This is a genomic window from Pseudazoarcus sp. NS36 (assembly GCF_059703705.1).
On the sequence record NZ_BAAKJA010000005.1, the window covers coordinates 265,395 to 282,406 of the forward strand.

Below are 17,012 nucleotides of genomic sequence, written 5' to 3' on the forward strand. Positions count from 1 at the left end.
CTCAGGGCTTCGCAAGGAGGTTCTTCAGGGTGCGGGCGTAGATCGCCGACAGCGGTTCGATGGAATCGACCGGTACGCACTCGTTGAGCTGGTGGATGGTGGCGTTGATCGGGCCGAACTCGACGACTTCACGACAGATGTCGGCGATGAAGCGACCGTCAGACGTGCCACCGGTGGTCGACAGCTCGGTGTCGAGGCCGGAGATGTCGCGGATCGCACCGGACAGGGCAGCAACGAGATCGCCGCGCCCGGTCAAGTAGGGCTTGCCGGACAGATGCCAGTCGATGGTGTATTCGACGCCGTGACGGGCGAGGATCTCATGCACCCGCGCTTTCAGTTCGTCGGCTGTGGTGACCGAGGCGAACCGGAAGTTGAACAGCACTTCACATTCGCCGGGAATGACGTTGTTGGCGCCCGTACCGGCGTGGATATTGGAGACCTGGAAGGTCGTCGGCGGGAAGAACTCATTGCCGTCGTCCCAGTGCGTGGCAGCCAGTTCGGCCAGTGCTGGGGCGAAAGCGTGGATCGGGTTGGTCGCCAGATGGGGGTAGGCCACATGTCCTTGCTTGCCCTTCACGCGCATGGTGCCGGAGAGCGAACCGCGGCGACCGTTCTTGATCATGTCGCCAAGCGTCTTGACCGAAGTCGGCTCGCCGACGATGCAGTAGTCCAGCGTCTCACCGCGTGCGCCCAAGGCCTCGACAACCTTGACGGTGCCATGCGTGGCAATGCCTTCTTCGTCGGAAGTGAGCAACAGCGCGATGGAGCCCGCGTGGTCGGCGTGATCGGCCAGAAACGCCTCAATGGCGGTGACAAAGGCCGCCAGTGAAGTCTTCATGTCGGCCGCGCCGCGACCGTACAGCTTGCCGTCGCGGATCTCGGGCTGGAAGGGATCGGAATCCCATTTGTCGAGCGGGCCAGTCGGCACCACATCGGTATGGCCGGCAAAGCACAACACTGGTGCAGCCGTACCGCGGCGCGCCCACAGGTTGCTGACGCCACCGACGTCGATGCGCTCAAAGCGGAAACCAAGTGGGGCAAGGCGTTGCTCGATCAAGGCCAGACAACCTGCGTCTTCTGGGGTGACCGAATTGCGCGAGATCAGCGCGCGGGCGAGTTCGAGGGTAGGTGATGCGGCAAATGCGGACATGGGTCTGTTCGTTGGATGCCCTCCGGCACGTGCCGGAGGGATGCCTCATTGCTGAGGCGAGTCTTCGGTATTGAGCGTGAAGCCGCTGAAGGAGCCAGCGCTGGGACCATCACCACTGCGCGGCTTGTTGCCACCGCGGGCCTCCTTGACCTGGGCATTGTTGATGAGCCAGTGCAGGTTGCTCGGCGAGTCGGCGTTAGCCAGCGCTTCATCCAGGCTGATGAGCTTCTCGCGGTACATGCGGTACAGATCCTGCTCGAAAGTCTGCGACCCCGGCGACAGGCTTTGCTCCATGGCTTCCTTGATCTCGTTGAGATTACCGGCTTCGATCAACTCACCGATGTGGCGGGTGTTCATCAGGATCTCGACGGCCGGCGCGCGCAGCCCGTCGGGCTTGCGCACCAGACGCTGCGAGACAATGCACTTGAGCGCCACGGCCAGATCGAGATACAGCAGCGAGCGGTTCTCGAGCGGGAAGAAGTTAACGATGCGGTTGAGCGCGTGATAGGCGTTGTTGGCGTGCAGCGTGGCCAGACACAGGTGACCGGTCTGCGAGTAGGCCAGCGCGGCCTGCATGGTCTCGCGGTCGCGGATCTCACCGATCAGGATGCAATCGGGGGCCTGACGCATGGCGTTACGCAGCGCGTCATGCCAGCTATGGGTATCGATGCCGACTTCTCGCTGGTTGACGACCGACTTGCTGTGCGAGAACAGATACTCGATCGGGTCTTCGACGGTCAGGATGTGGCCGGACTGGTTGCGGTTGCGGTGGTCGATCATCGACGCCAGCGTGGTCGACTTGCCCGAACCGGTGGAACCCACCACCAGCACCAGACCACGCTTTTCCAGCACCGTCTCGGCCAGCACCGAGGGCAGGCCGAGTGTGTCGAGCGTCGGGATGTCGCCCTGGATGAAGCGCACCACCACCGCGATGCTGTTGCGCTGCCAGAAGATATTGATTCGGAAGTTGCCGATGTTGCGCGCGCCGCGCGAGACGTTCAGCTCACGATCCTGATCAAAGCGCTCGAGCTGCTCCGGCGTAACCAGTTCCTCAACCATCTTGCGGATCATGGCGGGGTCCATGATCTGCTGGTTGATCGGCATGGTGTGGCCCTGAACCTTGATGTGGATCGGGGCGCCTGCACTGATGAAGATGTCCGAAGCCTTCTTCTCGGACATCAGCTGGAACAGTTTGTCGAAAATCATCGCTGGCACACTCCTGCAGGGGCAGGGGCTTGTCGCCCCCGCGGGTCATGCGGCGGTCTGCAGGGCGCTCAGGCGCCGCGCAGCAGTTCGTTGATGGCCGTCTTGGAACGCGTCTGGGCGTCCACCTTCTTCACGATCACGGCGCAGTACAGGCTGTACTTGCCGTCAGCCGACGGCAGGCTGCCCGGCACCACCACCGAACCGGCCGGCACACGGCCGTAATGCACTTCGCCGGTTTCACGATCATAGATGCGGGTGCTCATGCCGATGTACACGCCCATCGAGATTACCGCGTTTTCCTCGACGACCACGCCTTCAACGATTTCCGAGCGGGCACCGATGAAGCAGTTGTCCTCGATGATCACCGGGCCGGCCTGCACCGGCTCCAGCACGCCGCCGATACCCACGCCACCCGACAGGTGCACGTTCTTGCCGATCTGCGCGCACGAACCGACGGTGGCCCAGGTATCGACCATGGAGCCTTCGTCCACATAGGCACCGATGTTCACGTAGGACGGCATCAGCACCACGTTCTTGCCGATGAAGGAACCACGACGCGCAACCGCCGGCGGCACGACGCGGAAACCGCCCTCGCGGAACTGCTCCGGCGTGTAGTCGGCGAACTTGGTCGGGACCTTGTCGAAATACTGCGTGGACGCACCCGGCATCGCTTCGTTGTCGGACAGACGGAAGGAGATCAGCACCGCCTTCTTGACCCACTGATTGACGACCCACTTGCCGTCGAGCTTCTCGGCCACGCGCAGCGTGCCTGCGTCGAGGCCGGCGAGCACTTCATTCACCGCGTTGCGGATTTCGGCCGGAGCGGAGGAGGGGGAGAGGGTGGCGCGAGCCTCGAAGGCGTCGTCGATGATCTTCTGCAGTGCGGACATGGATTGGGGATTTCCGTTTCTTCGGTTTACAGGGAACGGCACAGCGCGGCGATGCGCTCTGCGCCTTCGATGCATTCAGTGGTTTCGGCCACCAGCGCGATGCGGATGAAACCCGCGCCTGGGTTGATGCCACCGGATTCGCGGGCGAGAAAGCTGCCCGGCAGGACCGTCACATTATATTCGGCCACCAGTCGGCGGGCGAACTCGGTGTCCGACAGCCCGCATTTGCGTACGTCAGCCCACAGGTAGAAGCCCGCGTCCGGCATCTGCACATCCAGATACGGCGCGAGGATGGGCGTGACCGTTGCGAACTTTTCGCGATACAGCCGGCGGTTCCCCTCGACATGCGCCTCGTCGTTCCAGGCTGCAACGGAGGCGGCCTGCACCGCCGGGCTCATGGCGCAACCGTGATAGGTGCGGTAGGCGTGGAAGGCGCGCACCAGCTTTGCGTCACCCGCGACAAAGCCTGATCGCAGCCCCGGCACATTGGAGCGCTTGGACAGGCTGGAGAACATCACGATGTTGCGGAAGTCGCTGCGGCCGAGCTGCTCCGCGGCCTGCAGCGCACCCACGGGTTTGCTGGCCTCGTCGAAGTAGATCTCGGAATAGCACTCATCCGAGGCAAGCACGAAACCATAGCGGTCAGACAGCTCGAACAGTTCGGCCCATTCGGCCACCGTCATCACGCGCCCGGTCGGGTTGCCCGGCGAGCAGACGTACACCAGTTGAACGTCACGCCACACGTTCTCGGGGACATCCGCGAACTCCGAGGCAAAGTCGTTCTCGGGGCGGTTGTTGATGAACAGCGCTTCAGCACCGGCCAGCAAGGCCGCGCCTTCGTAGATCTGATAGAAGGGGTTCGGCGCCAGCACCTTGGCGCCCGGCCGGCTGGCGTCGATCACGCACTGCGCAAAAGCGAACAGCGCCTCGCGCGTACCGGTAACCGGCAATACCTGTGTCGCCGCGTTGATGTCTTTCAGCCCATAACGGCGACTCATCCATGCCGCAATCGCGCCGCGCAAGGCATCCGAGCCCTGCGTCGTCGGGTAGGTCGCCAGACCGTCGAGGTTGTCAGCCAGAGTCTGCTTGATGAAGGCCGGCGTAGCGTGACGCGGCTCGCCGATGGACAGACGGATCGGTGCAAGTCCGGCCGACGGCGTAGCGCCATCGAGCAGTTCGCGCAGTTTTTCGAACGGGTAGGGGTGGAGGCGGTCCAGGTTCGGATTCACGGCAATGGCAGCAGCATTTCGAGAGGGATGTCGGGCGGGCGAAACAGGCCGGCAATGGTATCATGGCGCGCCATCCCGGAACCCGCTCCAGCAGCCGAAAACGTGCGACTCGCCAAGCTCAAACTCGCCGGATTCAAGACCTTCGTAGACCCGACCACGGTGGTCACGCCGGGCAATCTGGTCGGCGTAGTCGGGCCCAACGGCTGCGGCAAGTCCAACATCATCGACGCGGTGCGCTGGGTGCTCGGCGAGATGCGCGCCAGCGCGCTGCGCGGCGAATCGATGCACGACGTCATCTTCAACGGCTCGACCACCCGCAAACCGGTACAGCGCGCCAGCGTCGAGCTCGTCTTCGACAATGCCGAAGGCCGCGCCGCGGGGCAGTGGTCGCGTTATGCCGAAATTGCAGTCAAACGTGTGCTCGATCGCAGTGGTGAGTCCAGCTACCACATCAACAACACCCAGGTGCGCCGCAAAGACGTCATCGACCTCTTCCTCGGCACCGGCCTGGGCCCACGCGCCTACGCCATCATCGAGCAGGGCATGATCTCGCGCATCATCGAGGCCCGCCCGGAAGACATCCGCGGCTTTCTCGAAGAAGCCGCCGGCGTCACCAAATATCGCGAACGCCGCAAGGAAACCGAAGGCCGGCTGTCGGATGCGCGTGACAACCTCGCGCGTCTCGAAGACATCCGCGGTGAGCTCGGCGAGCGCATCGAACACCTGCGCGAACAGGCCCGCGTCGCCAGCCGCTACCGCGAGCTGCACGCCGCCCACGAACAACGCCAGCAACTGCTGTGGTTGCTCAAGCTGACGCAAGCGCGTGACGAACAGCAGCGCATGGAAAGCGAACTGGCTGCAACCTCGTCCCGGCTGGAGACCGACAGCGCACGTCTGGCCGAGCTCGAAACTGCCGTTGAAACTGCGCGCGAGCAATATCAGCACTGCTCGGAGGCCACGCAGGAAGCCCAGTCGGTGCTGTTCGCGGCCTCGGCCGAAGCGAGCCGGCTCGACAGCGAACTGCGCCACCTCAATGACACCCGCAGCCGGCTTGAACAGCGCCTCGGAGAACTCGCCGCTTCGCTGGCCGACTGGCAGTCGCGCGAACGCGCGGCAATGCAAGACGGCGAGCGCTGGGACGCGCTGCGCGACAACGCCGAACAGCGCGCCGAACACAGCGCCGCGCGTCATGCCGAGATTGCCGAGCGACTGCCTGCGACCGAGGCCGAGCGCAGCGCTGCTGAAGCTGCCGTGGCCGAAGCACGGCGCGAACTGGCCGCCACCGAGCAGAAGCTGCGCGTGGAAGAAACCCATCGCGCCAGCGCGCTGCGCGCCCTCGACAACCTCGCGCAGCGTCGCGCTCGCCTGGAAGAAGAAGCTGGCCGCATCACCGGCCCTGACGCCGAAGCCCTCGCACGCGACGAAGCCGTCGTATCCGAACTCGAACAGCGTCTTGGCGAGCTGCAGCAAACGGTCGCCGAGCACCAGGCACGCTGGCCCGATACGCAGGCCGCACTGAAAGAGGCCATTGCACGCGAACAGACGGCCCGCCGCACGCTCACCGAACAGCGCGCCCGCCGGGAGGCCCTGGCCCAGTTGCAGGCTCGCGTGCAGACCAGCGGCAAACTCGGCGACTGGCTCCAGAAGCATGGTCTGGCCTCGTTGGCACCACTGTGGCGTCATATCGAGGTCGAAGCGGGCTGGGAGCAGGCCGTCGAAGCGGTGCTGGGCGAACGCTTCTCGGCGCTGACCGGCGCGGAGGCCGAGCACGCGGCCACCACGCTGGGTGATCAGCCGCCGGCATCGCTGACGCTGGCTTTTGCGGACGATGCGACCGCTGTGCCGGCCGCTGCACCAGCCGGCACCCGCGCGCTCACGGACATCGTGCGCAGTGCGGATTCAGCCGTGTCCGCCTTGCTGTCGGGCTGGCTTTGCAGTGCGTTTGCGGTCGATTCGCTCACGCCGTGGCTCGCGCGTCGGACCGAGCTGACAGCCGGCTGCATGCTGGTCGACCCACGAGGGCGCAGCCTCACACGCAACACCCTGAGTCACCACGCACCGGACGACCGTACGCATGGAGTGATCGAGCGCCAGCGTGAAATCGACACCCTGGATGCCCGCATCGAGACCCTGCAGGAAGAGGCCGATGCCACCCATGCAGCCGTCGCAGACTGCGAAGCGCGCGCCGCAGCACTGCAGGACGGCCTCAATATCGCCCGCCGCGACGCGCAGGCGCTGCAACAGCAACTGCATGGCGCGCAGGTCGAATTGCTGAAGCTCGTTCAGGCCGGTGAACGGGCCAGTGAGCGTCGTGCCCAGATCAATCACGACTTGACCGACCTGACGCGCCAGGAAGAAGCCGAACACGCTCACGCCGCCCGCGCCACAGCCGAACATGAGCGCTGCGCCGAGCTCGCCGGCATGCAGCAGGAGCGGTTGTCGGCTGCGCAGGAAGTGCTTTCTGAGCGCGAACAGTCCTTGCGTGAAGTTCGCGTGCTGGAACAATCCGCCGCCCGCGAAGCGCAAGAGGCCCAGTTCTCCCTGCGCGAATGCGCGGCCAAGCGGGAAGAGGCCACTCGCGCCGCAACGCTGGCCGCCGAGCAGATCACACGCATTGCCGCCGAAACCGACACCCACGAGGAAACGCTGGCTGCTACGGACGTCTCACGGTGCGAAGCCGCACTGCAGGAGGCGCTCGGCTTGCGCAGCCGTCGCGAGTCCGAGCTGGCCACCTGCCGCAATGGGCAGGAGGAGGCGACTGCACGACTGCGCGAAATCGAAGAGCACCGGCTGTCCTGCGAACACGCGGCAGCGCCGCTGCGTGAGCGCATCGGCGAGCTGCGGCTGGCCGTGCAGGCCGCCTCGATGGCTGCTGCGCAGTTCGTGGAGCGTCTGGACGAGGCCAAGGCCGAGATCGAAGCCTTGCGCCCGCTGCTCAGTGACGATCTGCGCGAGACCACGCTGAGCCGCGAAGTCTCGCGGCTGGCGCGTGACATCGAGGAACTCGGGCCGGTCAACCTTGCCGCCCTGGACGAAGTCACCAGCGCAGAAGAGCGCCGCGGCTATCTCGACGCCCAGAACGACGACCTGAGCGAGGCCATCGGCACGCTGGAAGACGCCATCCGCCGCATCGACCGCGAAACGCGCGAGCAGCTGCGCCAGACCTACGAAACCGTCAACCGCCACTTCAGCGAAGTCTTTCCTCAGCTGTTCGGCGGCGGCCAGGCGGCACTGGTGATGACCGGTGAAGAAATCCTGGATGCCGGCATCCAGATCGTCGCGCAACCGCCAGGCAAGAAAAACAGCTCGATACACCTGCTGTCGGGCGGTGAGAAGGCGCTGACCGCGATCGCGCTGGTATTCTCGATGTTCCAGCTCAACCCGGCTCCGTTCTGCATGCTTGACGAAGTGGATGCACCACTGGACGATGCGAACACCGAACGCTACTGCAATATGGTGCGGCGCATGTCGGCGCAGACGCAGTTCGTCTTCATCAGCCACAGCAAGATCACGATGGAAATCGCCGAGCAACTGGTCGGCGTGACCATGCAGGAGCAGGGCGTCTCGCGGGTCGTCGAAGTAGACATGGAAGCGGCCTTGCGCCTGGCCGAACCGGCTGCTGCATGACGAGCGCGACAAATTCAGGGCGCACGTAAAGGTAATACCGCCCGCGGGCGGGACGATTCCGATCGCTTACGGAATCACTAACAGGAACAACGATGGACAGCGAACTGCAGATTGGCCTGATCGCACTTGGTATCGCCGCCGTAGTCGGCATTCTTGCCTACAACAAGTGGCAGGAGCGCAAGCACCGCAAGCTCGCGGAATCCACCTTCCGTTCCGACCATCCCGATGTGCTGCTTGGCGCCGCGCCGCGCCGCCGGATCGAACCGAGTCTGGACGGCGACACCGTGGAGGCCGACGACGAGTTCGAGCCGATCGTCGATGCGATGGAGCCGGCCGAAGACCTGCGCGATGACGAACAGCCCACCGGCCGACATGCCTTGCCTCAGATTCCGCGCGATCTGGATCCGCGGGTGGATTGCATCATCTGCATTGAGGCCATCGAACAACTCGATATCGCACGTTTCTGGACCGCCCAGAGCGAACAGCTGCGGGACATCTCCAAGGCCGTGCGCTGGTTTGGTTTCGACGACGGAGACAATCACTGGCATGCGCTCACGCCGCACAGCGCCGGGGACTTCCACTGGCTGTGCGTAGCGCTGCAGATGGTCGACCGTCGAGGCGCCGTCGACGAACATGAATTCCGCAGCTTTACCGAAGGCGTGCAGCGTGTGGCCGATCAGTTCCTCGCCGTGCCGGCCAACGCACCGGCGCGTTCGGTGGCTTTGTCCAATGCGGCCGACACCGACAAGCTGTGCGCAAGCGTGGACGTGCAGGTCGGCATCAATCTGGTCGCGCCGCGTGCGCCGTTTCCCGGTGCGCGCATCCGCGCCCTGGCCGAATCCTGCGGCATGCATCTGGCCGATGATGGCAGCTTCCACTCCAGCGACGCAGAAGGCCGGCCGCTGTTCATGCTGAGCAACCACGAAACCGAACTGTTCGACGCCAGCAGCATGGGCGAGCTGTACACCCACGGCATGACCTTCATCATCGACGTGCCGCTGGTCGCCAACGGCGCAACGGTATTCGATTCGATGATGCGCATTGCCGAAGTCATGGCCGAATCGCTCGACGGCGACATCGTCGACGACAACCGGGCACCCTTCGGCCCCGACGAGGCCGCAGTGATCCGCCGCCAGATCCAGCGCATCCAGGCGCAGATGGAGGAGGGCAGCATCCCGCCCGGAGGCGCGCTGGCCGCACGCCTGTTCTCGGCCTGAACGGAGCGGCAATGAGCAGCACTGCCGCCGCGCGCGTTCGCGAGTTGCGAGAACGCCTCGACGCCTGGAATCACGCCTACTACGTGCTTGACGCACCGACCGTGCCGGATGCCGAGTACGACCGCGCTTTCCGCGAATTGCAGGCACTGGAAGAATCGCAACCTGAATTGCGCACGCCCGATTCGCCCACGCAACGTGTGGGTGGCGCGCCGGCACCAGAACTCAAGCCGGTGCCACATGCCGTTCCGATGCTGTCCATCCGCACCGAGACCGACATCAGCGAGAACGGCGCGCGCGCGTTCGACACGCGGGTGCGCAATGCCCTCAAGCTCCTGCCGATCGAACCCCCCGTGCGCTACCTGGCCGAACTCAAGTTCGACGGGCTGGCGATCAATCTGCGCTACGAACAGGGCGTGCTGGTGCGCGCGGCAACACGCGGCGATGGCAGCACTGGCGAGGACGTGACACACAATGTGCGCACGATTCGCCAGATTCCCCTGCGGCTGCAGGGTGCGGCTCCGGAAGTGCTCGAAGTGCGCGGCGAGATCTACATGCGCCGCGACGACTTCGAACGCCTCAACGCGCGCCAGCGCGAAGCCGGAGCAAAGGAGTTCATCAACCCGCGCAATACCGCAGCCGGCGCGGTACGTCAGCTTGACCCGCGCATCGCGGCACAGCGGCCGCTTTCCTTCTTCGCCTACGGCGTCGGTGAGCATCGCGGCATCGACCTCGGCGACTCACAGCTGGCCATGCTCGAACGCCTCGCCGAACTTGGCCTGCCGGTGTGCGAGCACCGCGCGATGTCGGACGGCGCCGACGGGCTGATCGCCTTCCACGCCCGTATCGGCGCCTTGCGCGACAGCCTGCCGTATGACATCGACGGCGTCGTCTACAAGGTCGACGATTTCGGCTTGCAGGACGAACTCGGCTTTGTCAGCCGGGAGCCGCGCTGGGCCGTGGCGCACAAGTATCCGGCGCAGGAGGAAATGACCGAACTGCTCGACATCGAGGTACAGGTCGGACGCACCGGTGCGCTGACGCCTGTGGCGCGACTCGCGCCGGTCTTCGTCGGCGGGGTGACCGTGACCAACGCCACGCTGCACAACCAGGGCGAGATCGACCGCAAGGACGTACGCATCGGCGACTGGGTGATCGTGCGCAGGGCAGGAGACGTCATTCCGGAAGTGGTCGGGCCAGTGCTGGAACGACGCACGGCGGAGCTGCCGCGCTTTCACATCATCGAGCGCCATCCGAACTGTCCGGTGTGCGGCTCAGCCACGGTCGCAACCGAAGGTGAGGCCGTCATCAAGTGCTCGGGCGGACTGCACTGCAGCGCCCAGCGCAAGCAGGCACTGCTGCATTTCGCCGGCCGTCGGGCCGTGGATATTGATGGACTGGGCGAGAAAATCGTCGATCAGCTGGTGGATCGGGGCTGGGTGAAGAGTCCGGCTGACCTCTACACGCTGACTCCTGAGCGACTGCAGACGCTGGACGGCTTTGCCGAGGTCTCGGCGCGCAACCTGCATGAGGCCATCCGGCAAAGTCGCGAGGTATCGCTGGAGCGGCTGGTGTTCGGACTGGGGATTCCCGGCATCGGCGAAACCTCCGCACGCGAACTGGCCCGATTTTATGGCTCGATCGATGCCCTCGGTCGGGCAACGCTGGCCAGCCTGCAACTGGTACCGGACATCGGCCTCGCAAGCGCACTGAACGTGCAGCGCTTCTTCGAGGACGGGGCGAACCGCGAGGTGCTCGCTGACTTGCTCGCCCCGAAATCCGGCATTCGCAACCCGGTGCTGGAACGCGCGCCCGCCACGGTGAGCGCCGCGGCGGTGCTTGCCGTGTTGCGCCCGCTGCAGATCAGCGACGAGGATGGCAGCATCGGGGTCGTCGCCGACGGCCTTGGCAAGCGCAGCGAAGAGCGTGTTGCGGAACTGCACCCGACACTGACAGACTTGCGCGACGACGCCTGGACAGCAGGGCGGCTGGCCGACGAGAGTGGCTTGTCCGTGCGCCAGGCGGCAGCGGTACTTGAGCGCATCCGCAGCGGCGAGGCGACCGAGCTGCTGGATGAGTTTGCGCGCCTGAGCTTGATCATTGGCACCGCGTCGGACGCGGGTCAGCAAGGGCTGCTGGCTGGCAAGACCTTCGTCCTCACCGGTACGCTGCCGACCATGACCCGCGACGACGCCAAAGATCGGATTGAAGCGCAGGGTGGCAAGGTTGCCGGCTCGGTGTCGAAGAAAACGCATTACGTCGTGGCCGGCGCGGAAGCCGGCTCGAAACTCGCCAAGGCCGAGGAACTCGGCATTCCCGTGCTCGACGAGACGGGGCTGCTCGCACTGCTCGGCCAATCCTGAAGCACGCACCAAGGACGCACCATGAAGAAGATCACCAAAGCTGTTTTCCCCGTTGCCGGCATGGGCACGCGCTTCCTGCCCGCTACCAAGGCCAGCCCCAAGGAGATGCTGCCCATCGTCGACAAGCCGCTGATCCAGTATGCGGTGGAGGAGGCCGTGGCGGCCGGCATCACCGATCTGATCTTCATCACCGGGCGTACCAAGCGCGCCATTGAAGATCACTTCGACAAGGCCTACGAGCTCGAAACCGAACTGGAGGCGCGTGGCAAGAAGGAGCTGCTCGATCTGGTGCGGGGCACGGTGCCGTCCAACGTGAACTGTATCTACATCCGTCAGGCCGAAGCGCTGGGCCTTGGGCATGCGGTGCTGTGCGCCTCGCATGTGATTGATGACGACGAAGCCTTTGCCGTGCTGCTGGCGGATGACCTGCTCGACAACCCCGACGGAAAGTCGGTGATGCAGCAGATGGTCGAGGTCTACAACTACCACCGTTGTTCGGTGCTGGGCACGATGAACGTACCGCGTGAGCACACTCGCCAGTACGGCATCGTCAGCACCGAAGGCAAGGACGGGCAGGTGATGCGCGTATCGGGCATCGTCGAAAAGCCCAAGGCCGAAGATGCCCCGAGCACGCAGGCCGTGGTTGGCCGCTACATTCTGACTCCGCGCATTTTCGATCACATCCGCGCAATCAAGCCGGGCGCAGGCGGCGAACTGCAACTCACCGACGGCATCGCAGCGCTGCTCAAGGAAGAGGCGGTACTGTCCTACGAATTCAACGGCACGCGCTATGACTGTGGCTCGAAAATCGGCTATCTGAAGGCGACAGTCGAGCTCGCCCTGCGCCACCCTGAGGTGAAGGACGAATTCGGCAACTATCTCGCCAACCGTAGCTGAACACCGGGCGGTTTCTGCAGGAAACTGCCGGCAGCGAATTCGTTTCCCCCATGAAAAATGGCGCCTCACGGCGCCATTTTTCATTTGCAGGGTCTGGACTACAAGCCTGAATCAGGCCTCAGCCTTGGACGCGCGCTTGCGGTCGCTTTCCTTCAGGTGACGCTTACGCAGGCGGATGTTCTTCGGCGTGATCTCGACGATCTCATCGTCGGCGATGAACTCGATGGCCGATTCCAGCGTGAGCGAGATCGGCGGCACGAGGCGCACAGCTTCGTCAGTGCCCGAGGCGCGAACGTTGGTCAGCTGCTTGCCCTTGATCGGGTTCACCACCAGATCGTTGTCGCGACTATGGATGCCGATGATCATGCCTTCGTACAGCGCTTCACCCGGGCTGACGAACATGCGGCCACGATCCTGCAGGTTCCACAGCGCAAATGCCACGGCCGCGCCATCATTCTGCGAGACCAGCACGCCATTGCGGCGCTCACTCATCGCACCGCCCATCGGACCGTAGTCGTCAAACACGTGGCTGGCCAGGCCCGTACCGCGGGTCATGGTCAGGAATTCACCCTGGAAACCGATCAGGCCGCGCGCCGGAATGCGGTACTCAAGGCGAACACGCCCCTTGCCGTCCGGCTGCATGTCCTGCAGCTCGCCGCGACGACGTCCCAGCTCTTCCATCACGCCGCCCTGGTGGTCTTCCTCGACGTCCACCGTCAGCATTTCATAAGGCTCGGACTTCACGCCGTCGATGTCCTTGAAGACAACGCGCGGGCGACCGACGGCCATCTCGAAGCCTTCACGACGCATGTTCTCGAGCAGGATGGTGAGGTGCAGTTCGCCACGGCCGGACACTTCGAACACGTCCGAGTCGCTGGTGTAGTTCACGCGCAGCGCCACGTTCTTGAGCAGTTCCTTTTCCAGACGCTCACGGATCTGGCGGCTGGTCACGAACTTGCCTTCACGACCGGCGAGCGGGGAGGTGTTGACCATGAAGTTCATCGTCAGCGTCGGTTCATCGACGGCGATCGGCTTCATGCCATCAAGCTTTTCCGGATCGCACAGAGTCACGCCGATGTTGACCTGATCGATACCGGCCACCAGCACGATGTCGCCGGCTTCGGCGAATTCGGCAGGCGAGCGCTCAAGGCCCTTGAAGGTCAGGATCTGGCTGACCTTGCCCTTGCCACGGTTTTCTTCGCCGTACATCACGACGACTTCCTGGTTCGGACGGATGCGACCGCGCTTGATACGGCCGATACCCATCTGACCCATGTAGGTCGAATAGTCGAGCGAGCAGATCTGCAGTTGCAGCGGGCCATCGGCATCCACTTCCGGCGCCGGAACGTGCTTGAGGACGGCTTCGAACAGCGGACGCATGTCAGTGCGCTCATCGCCGAGCTTTTCCATCGCAAAGCCGTTCAGACCGGAAGCGAAGATCACCGGGAAATCGAGCTGCTCTTCGGTTGCACCGAGCTTGTCGAAGAGGTCAAACGTCTGGTCGATGACCCAGTCCGGACGCGCGCCCGGACGGTCGATCTTGTTCACCACGACGATGGGCTTGAGGCCCAGCGCCAGCGCCTTGCGGGTCACGAAGCGCGTCTGCGGCATCGGGCCTTCCTGCGCATCAACAAGCAGCAGCACGCTATCGACCATCGAGAGCACACGCTCCACCTCACCACCGAAATCGGCGTGCCCCGGGGTATCAACGATGTTGATGTGGGTTTCGCCGTACTGGATCGCGCAGTTCTTCGAAAGGATCGTGATGCCACGTTCCTTCTCGATATCGCCGGAGTCCATGACCCGTTCGGTCATTGCCTGGTGGGCGGCAAAGGTGCCGGACTGGCGGAGAAGCTGGTCGACGAGGGTCGTCTTACCGTGGTCGACGTGGGCGATGATGGCGATGTTGCGGATGGCGCGTGACATGGGAACCTGGAAGTGTCTGAAAAACCGGAGATTCTAGCATGGAGACATGAATCTCCCGTGAGTCATTTCGCTTGCGCGTCAGCGCAGGCAAGGCACAGCGGCCCACATGCTAGAATCGACGCCGTTTTTCCCTGGAGAATCGGATGCTTGCCATCATCGGCGGCAGCGGCCTGTCCCGCCTGTCATCGCTCGACATCACGCGGCGCGAGATCATGCGCACGCCATACGGCGAGCCATCCGGCCCGATCATTTTCGGCCGGCTCTGCGACCAACCCGTGCTGTTCCTAGCCCGACACGGTTACGGTCACACCATCCCCCCGCACGTCGTGAACTACCGTGCCAACATCTGGGCCTTGCGGGAAGCAGGCGCTTCCGGCGTGCTGTCAGTTGCCTCGGTGGGGGGGATCCGCTCCGACCTCGTGCCTGGCGCACTGGTCGTTCCACACCAGATCATCGACTACACATGGGGGAGGGTAGGAACCTTCTATGACCGCCCCGACGAGCCGGTGCATCACATCGATTTCACCCATCCCTACGACGAGATCCTGCGCAAACGCATTCTTACGGCCGCCCAACGGGCAGGGGAGCCCATGCTGGACGGCGCCGTATACGCCACCACGCAGGGACCGCGACTGGAGACCGCAGCAGAGATCGTTCGACTTGAACGCGATGGCGCAGACGTCGTCGGCATGACCGGCATGCCGGAAGCCGCACTCGCGCGCGAACTCAACCTCCCGTATGCCGCCATCAACGTCGTCGCCAACTACGCAGCGGGTCGCGGCGACAGTGAGACGGGAATCGCATTCCAGCAGATCGAAGAAGTCCTGCAGGACGCCATGACGCGCGTCCGCTCTGTGCTCGAACACATCTGCGTCTGCTGACAAGGCCACACTAGGCATTCGCTGAGGCTTCTGACGGGAGGTACTTTCATGCGTCCTCTGGCACTTGCCATGTTCCTGTTTGCCGCATCGTCCGCTCACGCACAGGTATTCCGATGTGACACTGCAGCCGGGACCGTCTATCAAAGTCATCCGTGTGCTCAGGCCTCCCAGCAACGAGAGCTCAAGGAACGCTTGACGGTCGTCCCGACTAGCCCGGCACAAGCACCAGCAACTGCACCAGCGCCACGGCGGGACAACACACCCCAGCGCCAGTCAGGCGTCGTCGGAGGCGTGCAGACGGCCGAAGAGCCCAAACAATGCCAGCGGCTTCGCAAGCGGATCGAAAGCATTGATCGGCAGGCGCGCCAGCGCTCAACAGAACGTCTTGCCGAAGATCGGCGCAAGGTTCGCGCCCAGATGCACGAGCTGAAGTGCTCGCTGCTCTAGATGTCGTACTCCTTGTCTTTGCTCACTCCGATATCCGAATAAACGCGATAATTTGTATTGCGCGGTTCCAGCGCATTTTCTGCCAAGCCCCGAAGTCGTCGAATAGCGGTCACCTGTCACGCAGCAGCGCGGCACGGCTGACGGCTGCGTGGGGCATTTCGGCTGCCAAGCTACGCACGGTTCAGAGGGTGGCAGGTGAGGGCGGCGGACTGTGGCCGACGGCCGCACCTGCCGCCATATTGACGCCGCGCACGTATGGGCGTACCTTTTCCGTACCAACTGGTAACCATTCGGAAGCAGCTTGCTGCCAATCGGTGCAATCATGAAGAAATCAGGCATTCGGAACTTCCAGAGCCAACCGGTCACCAAACGGTCGCCAATCGGCAGCGATGATCGATGCCCCCCCCACAGTAAAACGGGGGGAACACAGGAACAGTCGCCCGACGTTCGCTTCATGGAAGAATTGCCGATTGGTAGCACTTCGTCACGCGAGCGGGTTTCCATGAGTGTCTCGCCGAAGCTGGATGCGGCCCTTTCTGCGGCGGCTGACTGTCTAGGGGTCACGAAATCGCAGGTGGCCTTGCAGGCCGTCATGCTCGGCTTGCCGGGTGTGCTGGCCCAGGTTGAGGCGGTCACGGCCCTTACGGGGGATCTGTGATGGATGACACGCAAGAGACCTGGAGGGAGCTGCGAAGGCGTCAGGGCTTCGCTTATCACTATTGGTGGCGGTTCTGGTTGTGCATCGTAGGCCCGTGGTACTGGAAGCATCGTTTGCCTTTCAGGAAACAAGCGGTCGAGCTGTTCGGCTGCATCGGTCGTTTCGGCCCTGATCCGGCGTTGCGCGATGACTGAGCTTCCGGAATGGGCTAGAGGCCTGTCAAATCTTTACTGGCATCTGAGAGTTCGCCGTGGGATGTCCCGGCCATCGTCTAGGACTTGGCACAGGCGCATCCGGGCGGAGAAGTTGAGGCTGCTTGCTGAGGGCGTACCGATGATTGAAATTCATCTGGTGACGCGGATTTTGGGACAACCGAGGAATCCGAGATATGAGGTCAACTACAAGAACTACCTTGTGGACAAGGCTGCAGGGGTTTCACCTTGGCTTTCACGCCCCGAAAAACGCGATAATTTGTATTATGTTAAGTTAAAGAATCATCTGTTGGTGCGTACCACTCCCTCTCC

The 17,012-nt window shown here is 63.6% G+C and carries 13 protein-coding genes and 1 pseudogene; 9 read left to right on the plus strand and 5 right to left on the minus strand.

The features are described from left to right. Position 1 precedes the first annotated feature (1 nt). From dapE to dapC, 4 genes are all read right to left on the minus strand, one after another. Positions 2-1,150, minus strand: coding sequence for a succinyl-diaminopimelate desuccinylase (gene dapE, locus AC6H0R_RS10005; RefSeq protein ID WP_497581217.1), 1,149 nt, complete (start codon positions 1,148-1,150; stop codon positions 2-4). 45 nt (positions 1,151-1,195) lie between these two features. Beyond that, the gene (locus AC6H0R_RS10010; RefSeq protein ID WP_497581218.1) at positions 1,196-2,356 is read right to left on the minus strand and encodes a PilT/PilU family type 4a pilus ATPase; all 1,161 of its coding nucleotides are present in this window, start codon (positions 2,354-2,356) and stop codon (positions 1,196-1,198) included. A gap of 68 nt (positions 2,357-2,424) precedes the next feature. After that, entirely contained in the window at positions 2,425-3,246 is an 822-nt protein-coding gene (gene dapD, locus AC6H0R_RS10015; RefSeq protein WP_497581219.1) for a 2,3,4,5-tetrahydropyridine-2,6-dicarboxylate N-succinyltransferase, read from the minus strand. A gap of 26 nt (positions 3,247-3,272) precedes the next feature. Continuing rightward, positions 3,273-4,475, minus strand: coding sequence for a succinyldiaminopimelate transaminase (gene dapC / locus AC6H0R_RS10020; protein WP_497581220.1), 1,203 nt, complete (start codon positions 4,473-4,475; stop codon positions 3,273-3,275). A gap of 102 nt (positions 4,476-4,577) precedes the next feature. Here dapC and smc point away from each other — a divergent pair, with 102 nt between their 5' ends. The 4 genes from smc (at position 4,578) to galU (ending at position 12,576) form a co-directional block, all read left to right on the plus strand. Beyond that, on the plus strand, positions 4,578-8,102 hold the full coding sequence (gene smc / locus AC6H0R_RS10025; protein WP_497581221.1) for a chromosome segregation protein SMC: 3,525 nt from the start codon (positions 4,578-4,580) through the stop codon (positions 8,100-8,102). Positions 8,103-8,194: 92 nt separating this feature from the next. After that, a complete protein-coding gene (locus tag AC6H0R_RS10030) occupies positions 8,195-9,319 on the plus strand; it encodes a cell division protein ZipA (RefSeq protein WP_497581222.1) in 1,125 nt (374 codons plus the stop codon). Positions 9,320-9,330: 11 nt separating this feature from the next. Continuing rightward, complete coding sequence (gene ligA, locus AC6H0R_RS10035; protein ID WP_497581223.1) at positions 9,331-11,679, plus strand: NAD-dependent DNA ligase LigA; 2,349 nt, start codon at positions 9,331-9,333, stop codon at positions 11,677-11,679. A 21-nt stretch (positions 11,680-11,700) separates the two neighbouring features. Beyond that, entirely contained in the window at positions 11,701-12,576 is an 876-nt protein-coding gene (galU, locus tag AC6H0R_RS10040) for a UTP--glucose-1-phosphate uridylyltransferase GalU (RefSeq protein ID WP_497581224.1), read from the plus strand. 111 nt (positions 12,577-12,687) lie between these two features. Here galU and typA read toward each other — a convergent pair whose 3' ends face one another. Continuing rightward, positions 12,688-14,502, minus strand: a complete 1,815-nt coding sequence (gene typA / locus AC6H0R_RS10045) for a translational GTPase TypA (RefSeq protein WP_497581225.1) — start codon at positions 14,500-14,502, stop codon at positions 12,688-12,690. A gap of 143 nt (positions 14,503-14,645) precedes the next feature. On the opposite strand from typA, the gene AC6H0R_RS10050 reads away from it, so the two are divergent. The 5 genes and pseudogenes from AC6H0R_RS10050 to AC6H0R_RS10070 all read left to right on the plus strand — a co-directional run bounded on the left by AC6H0R_RS10050 (position 14,646) and on the right by AC6H0R_RS10070 (position 16,682). Further along, a complete protein-coding gene (locus AC6H0R_RS10050) occupies positions 14,646-15,383 on the plus strand; it encodes an S-methyl-5'-thioinosine phosphorylase (protein WP_497581226.1) in 738 nt (245 codons plus the stop codon). 69 nt (positions 15,384-15,452) lie between these two features. After that, positions 15,453-15,614: pseudogene (locus AC6H0R_RS10055) on the plus strand (DUF4124 domain-containing protein); the annotation flags it as partial. 60 nt (positions 15,615-15,674) lie between these two features. Continuing rightward, positions 15,675-15,830: a hypothetical protein gene (locus tag AC6H0R_RS10060; RefSeq protein WP_497581279.1), complete on the plus strand. Its 156-nt coding sequence runs from the start codon at positions 15,675-15,677 to the stop codon at positions 15,828-15,830. Between the two features lie 502 nt (positions 15,831-16,332). Beyond that, positions 16,333-16,488, plus strand: a complete 156-nt coding sequence (locus AC6H0R_RS10065) for a hypothetical protein (RefSeq protein ID WP_497581227.1) — start codon at positions 16,333-16,335, stop codon at positions 16,486-16,488. Further along, entirely contained in the window at positions 16,488-16,682 is a 195-nt protein-coding gene (locus AC6H0R_RS10070; protein WP_497581228.1) for a hypothetical protein, read from the plus strand. Before AC6H0R_RS10065 ends, AC6H0R_RS10070 begins: the two co-directional genes overlap by 1 nt. The last annotated feature ends 330 nt before the right edge of the window (positions 16,683-17,012 follow it).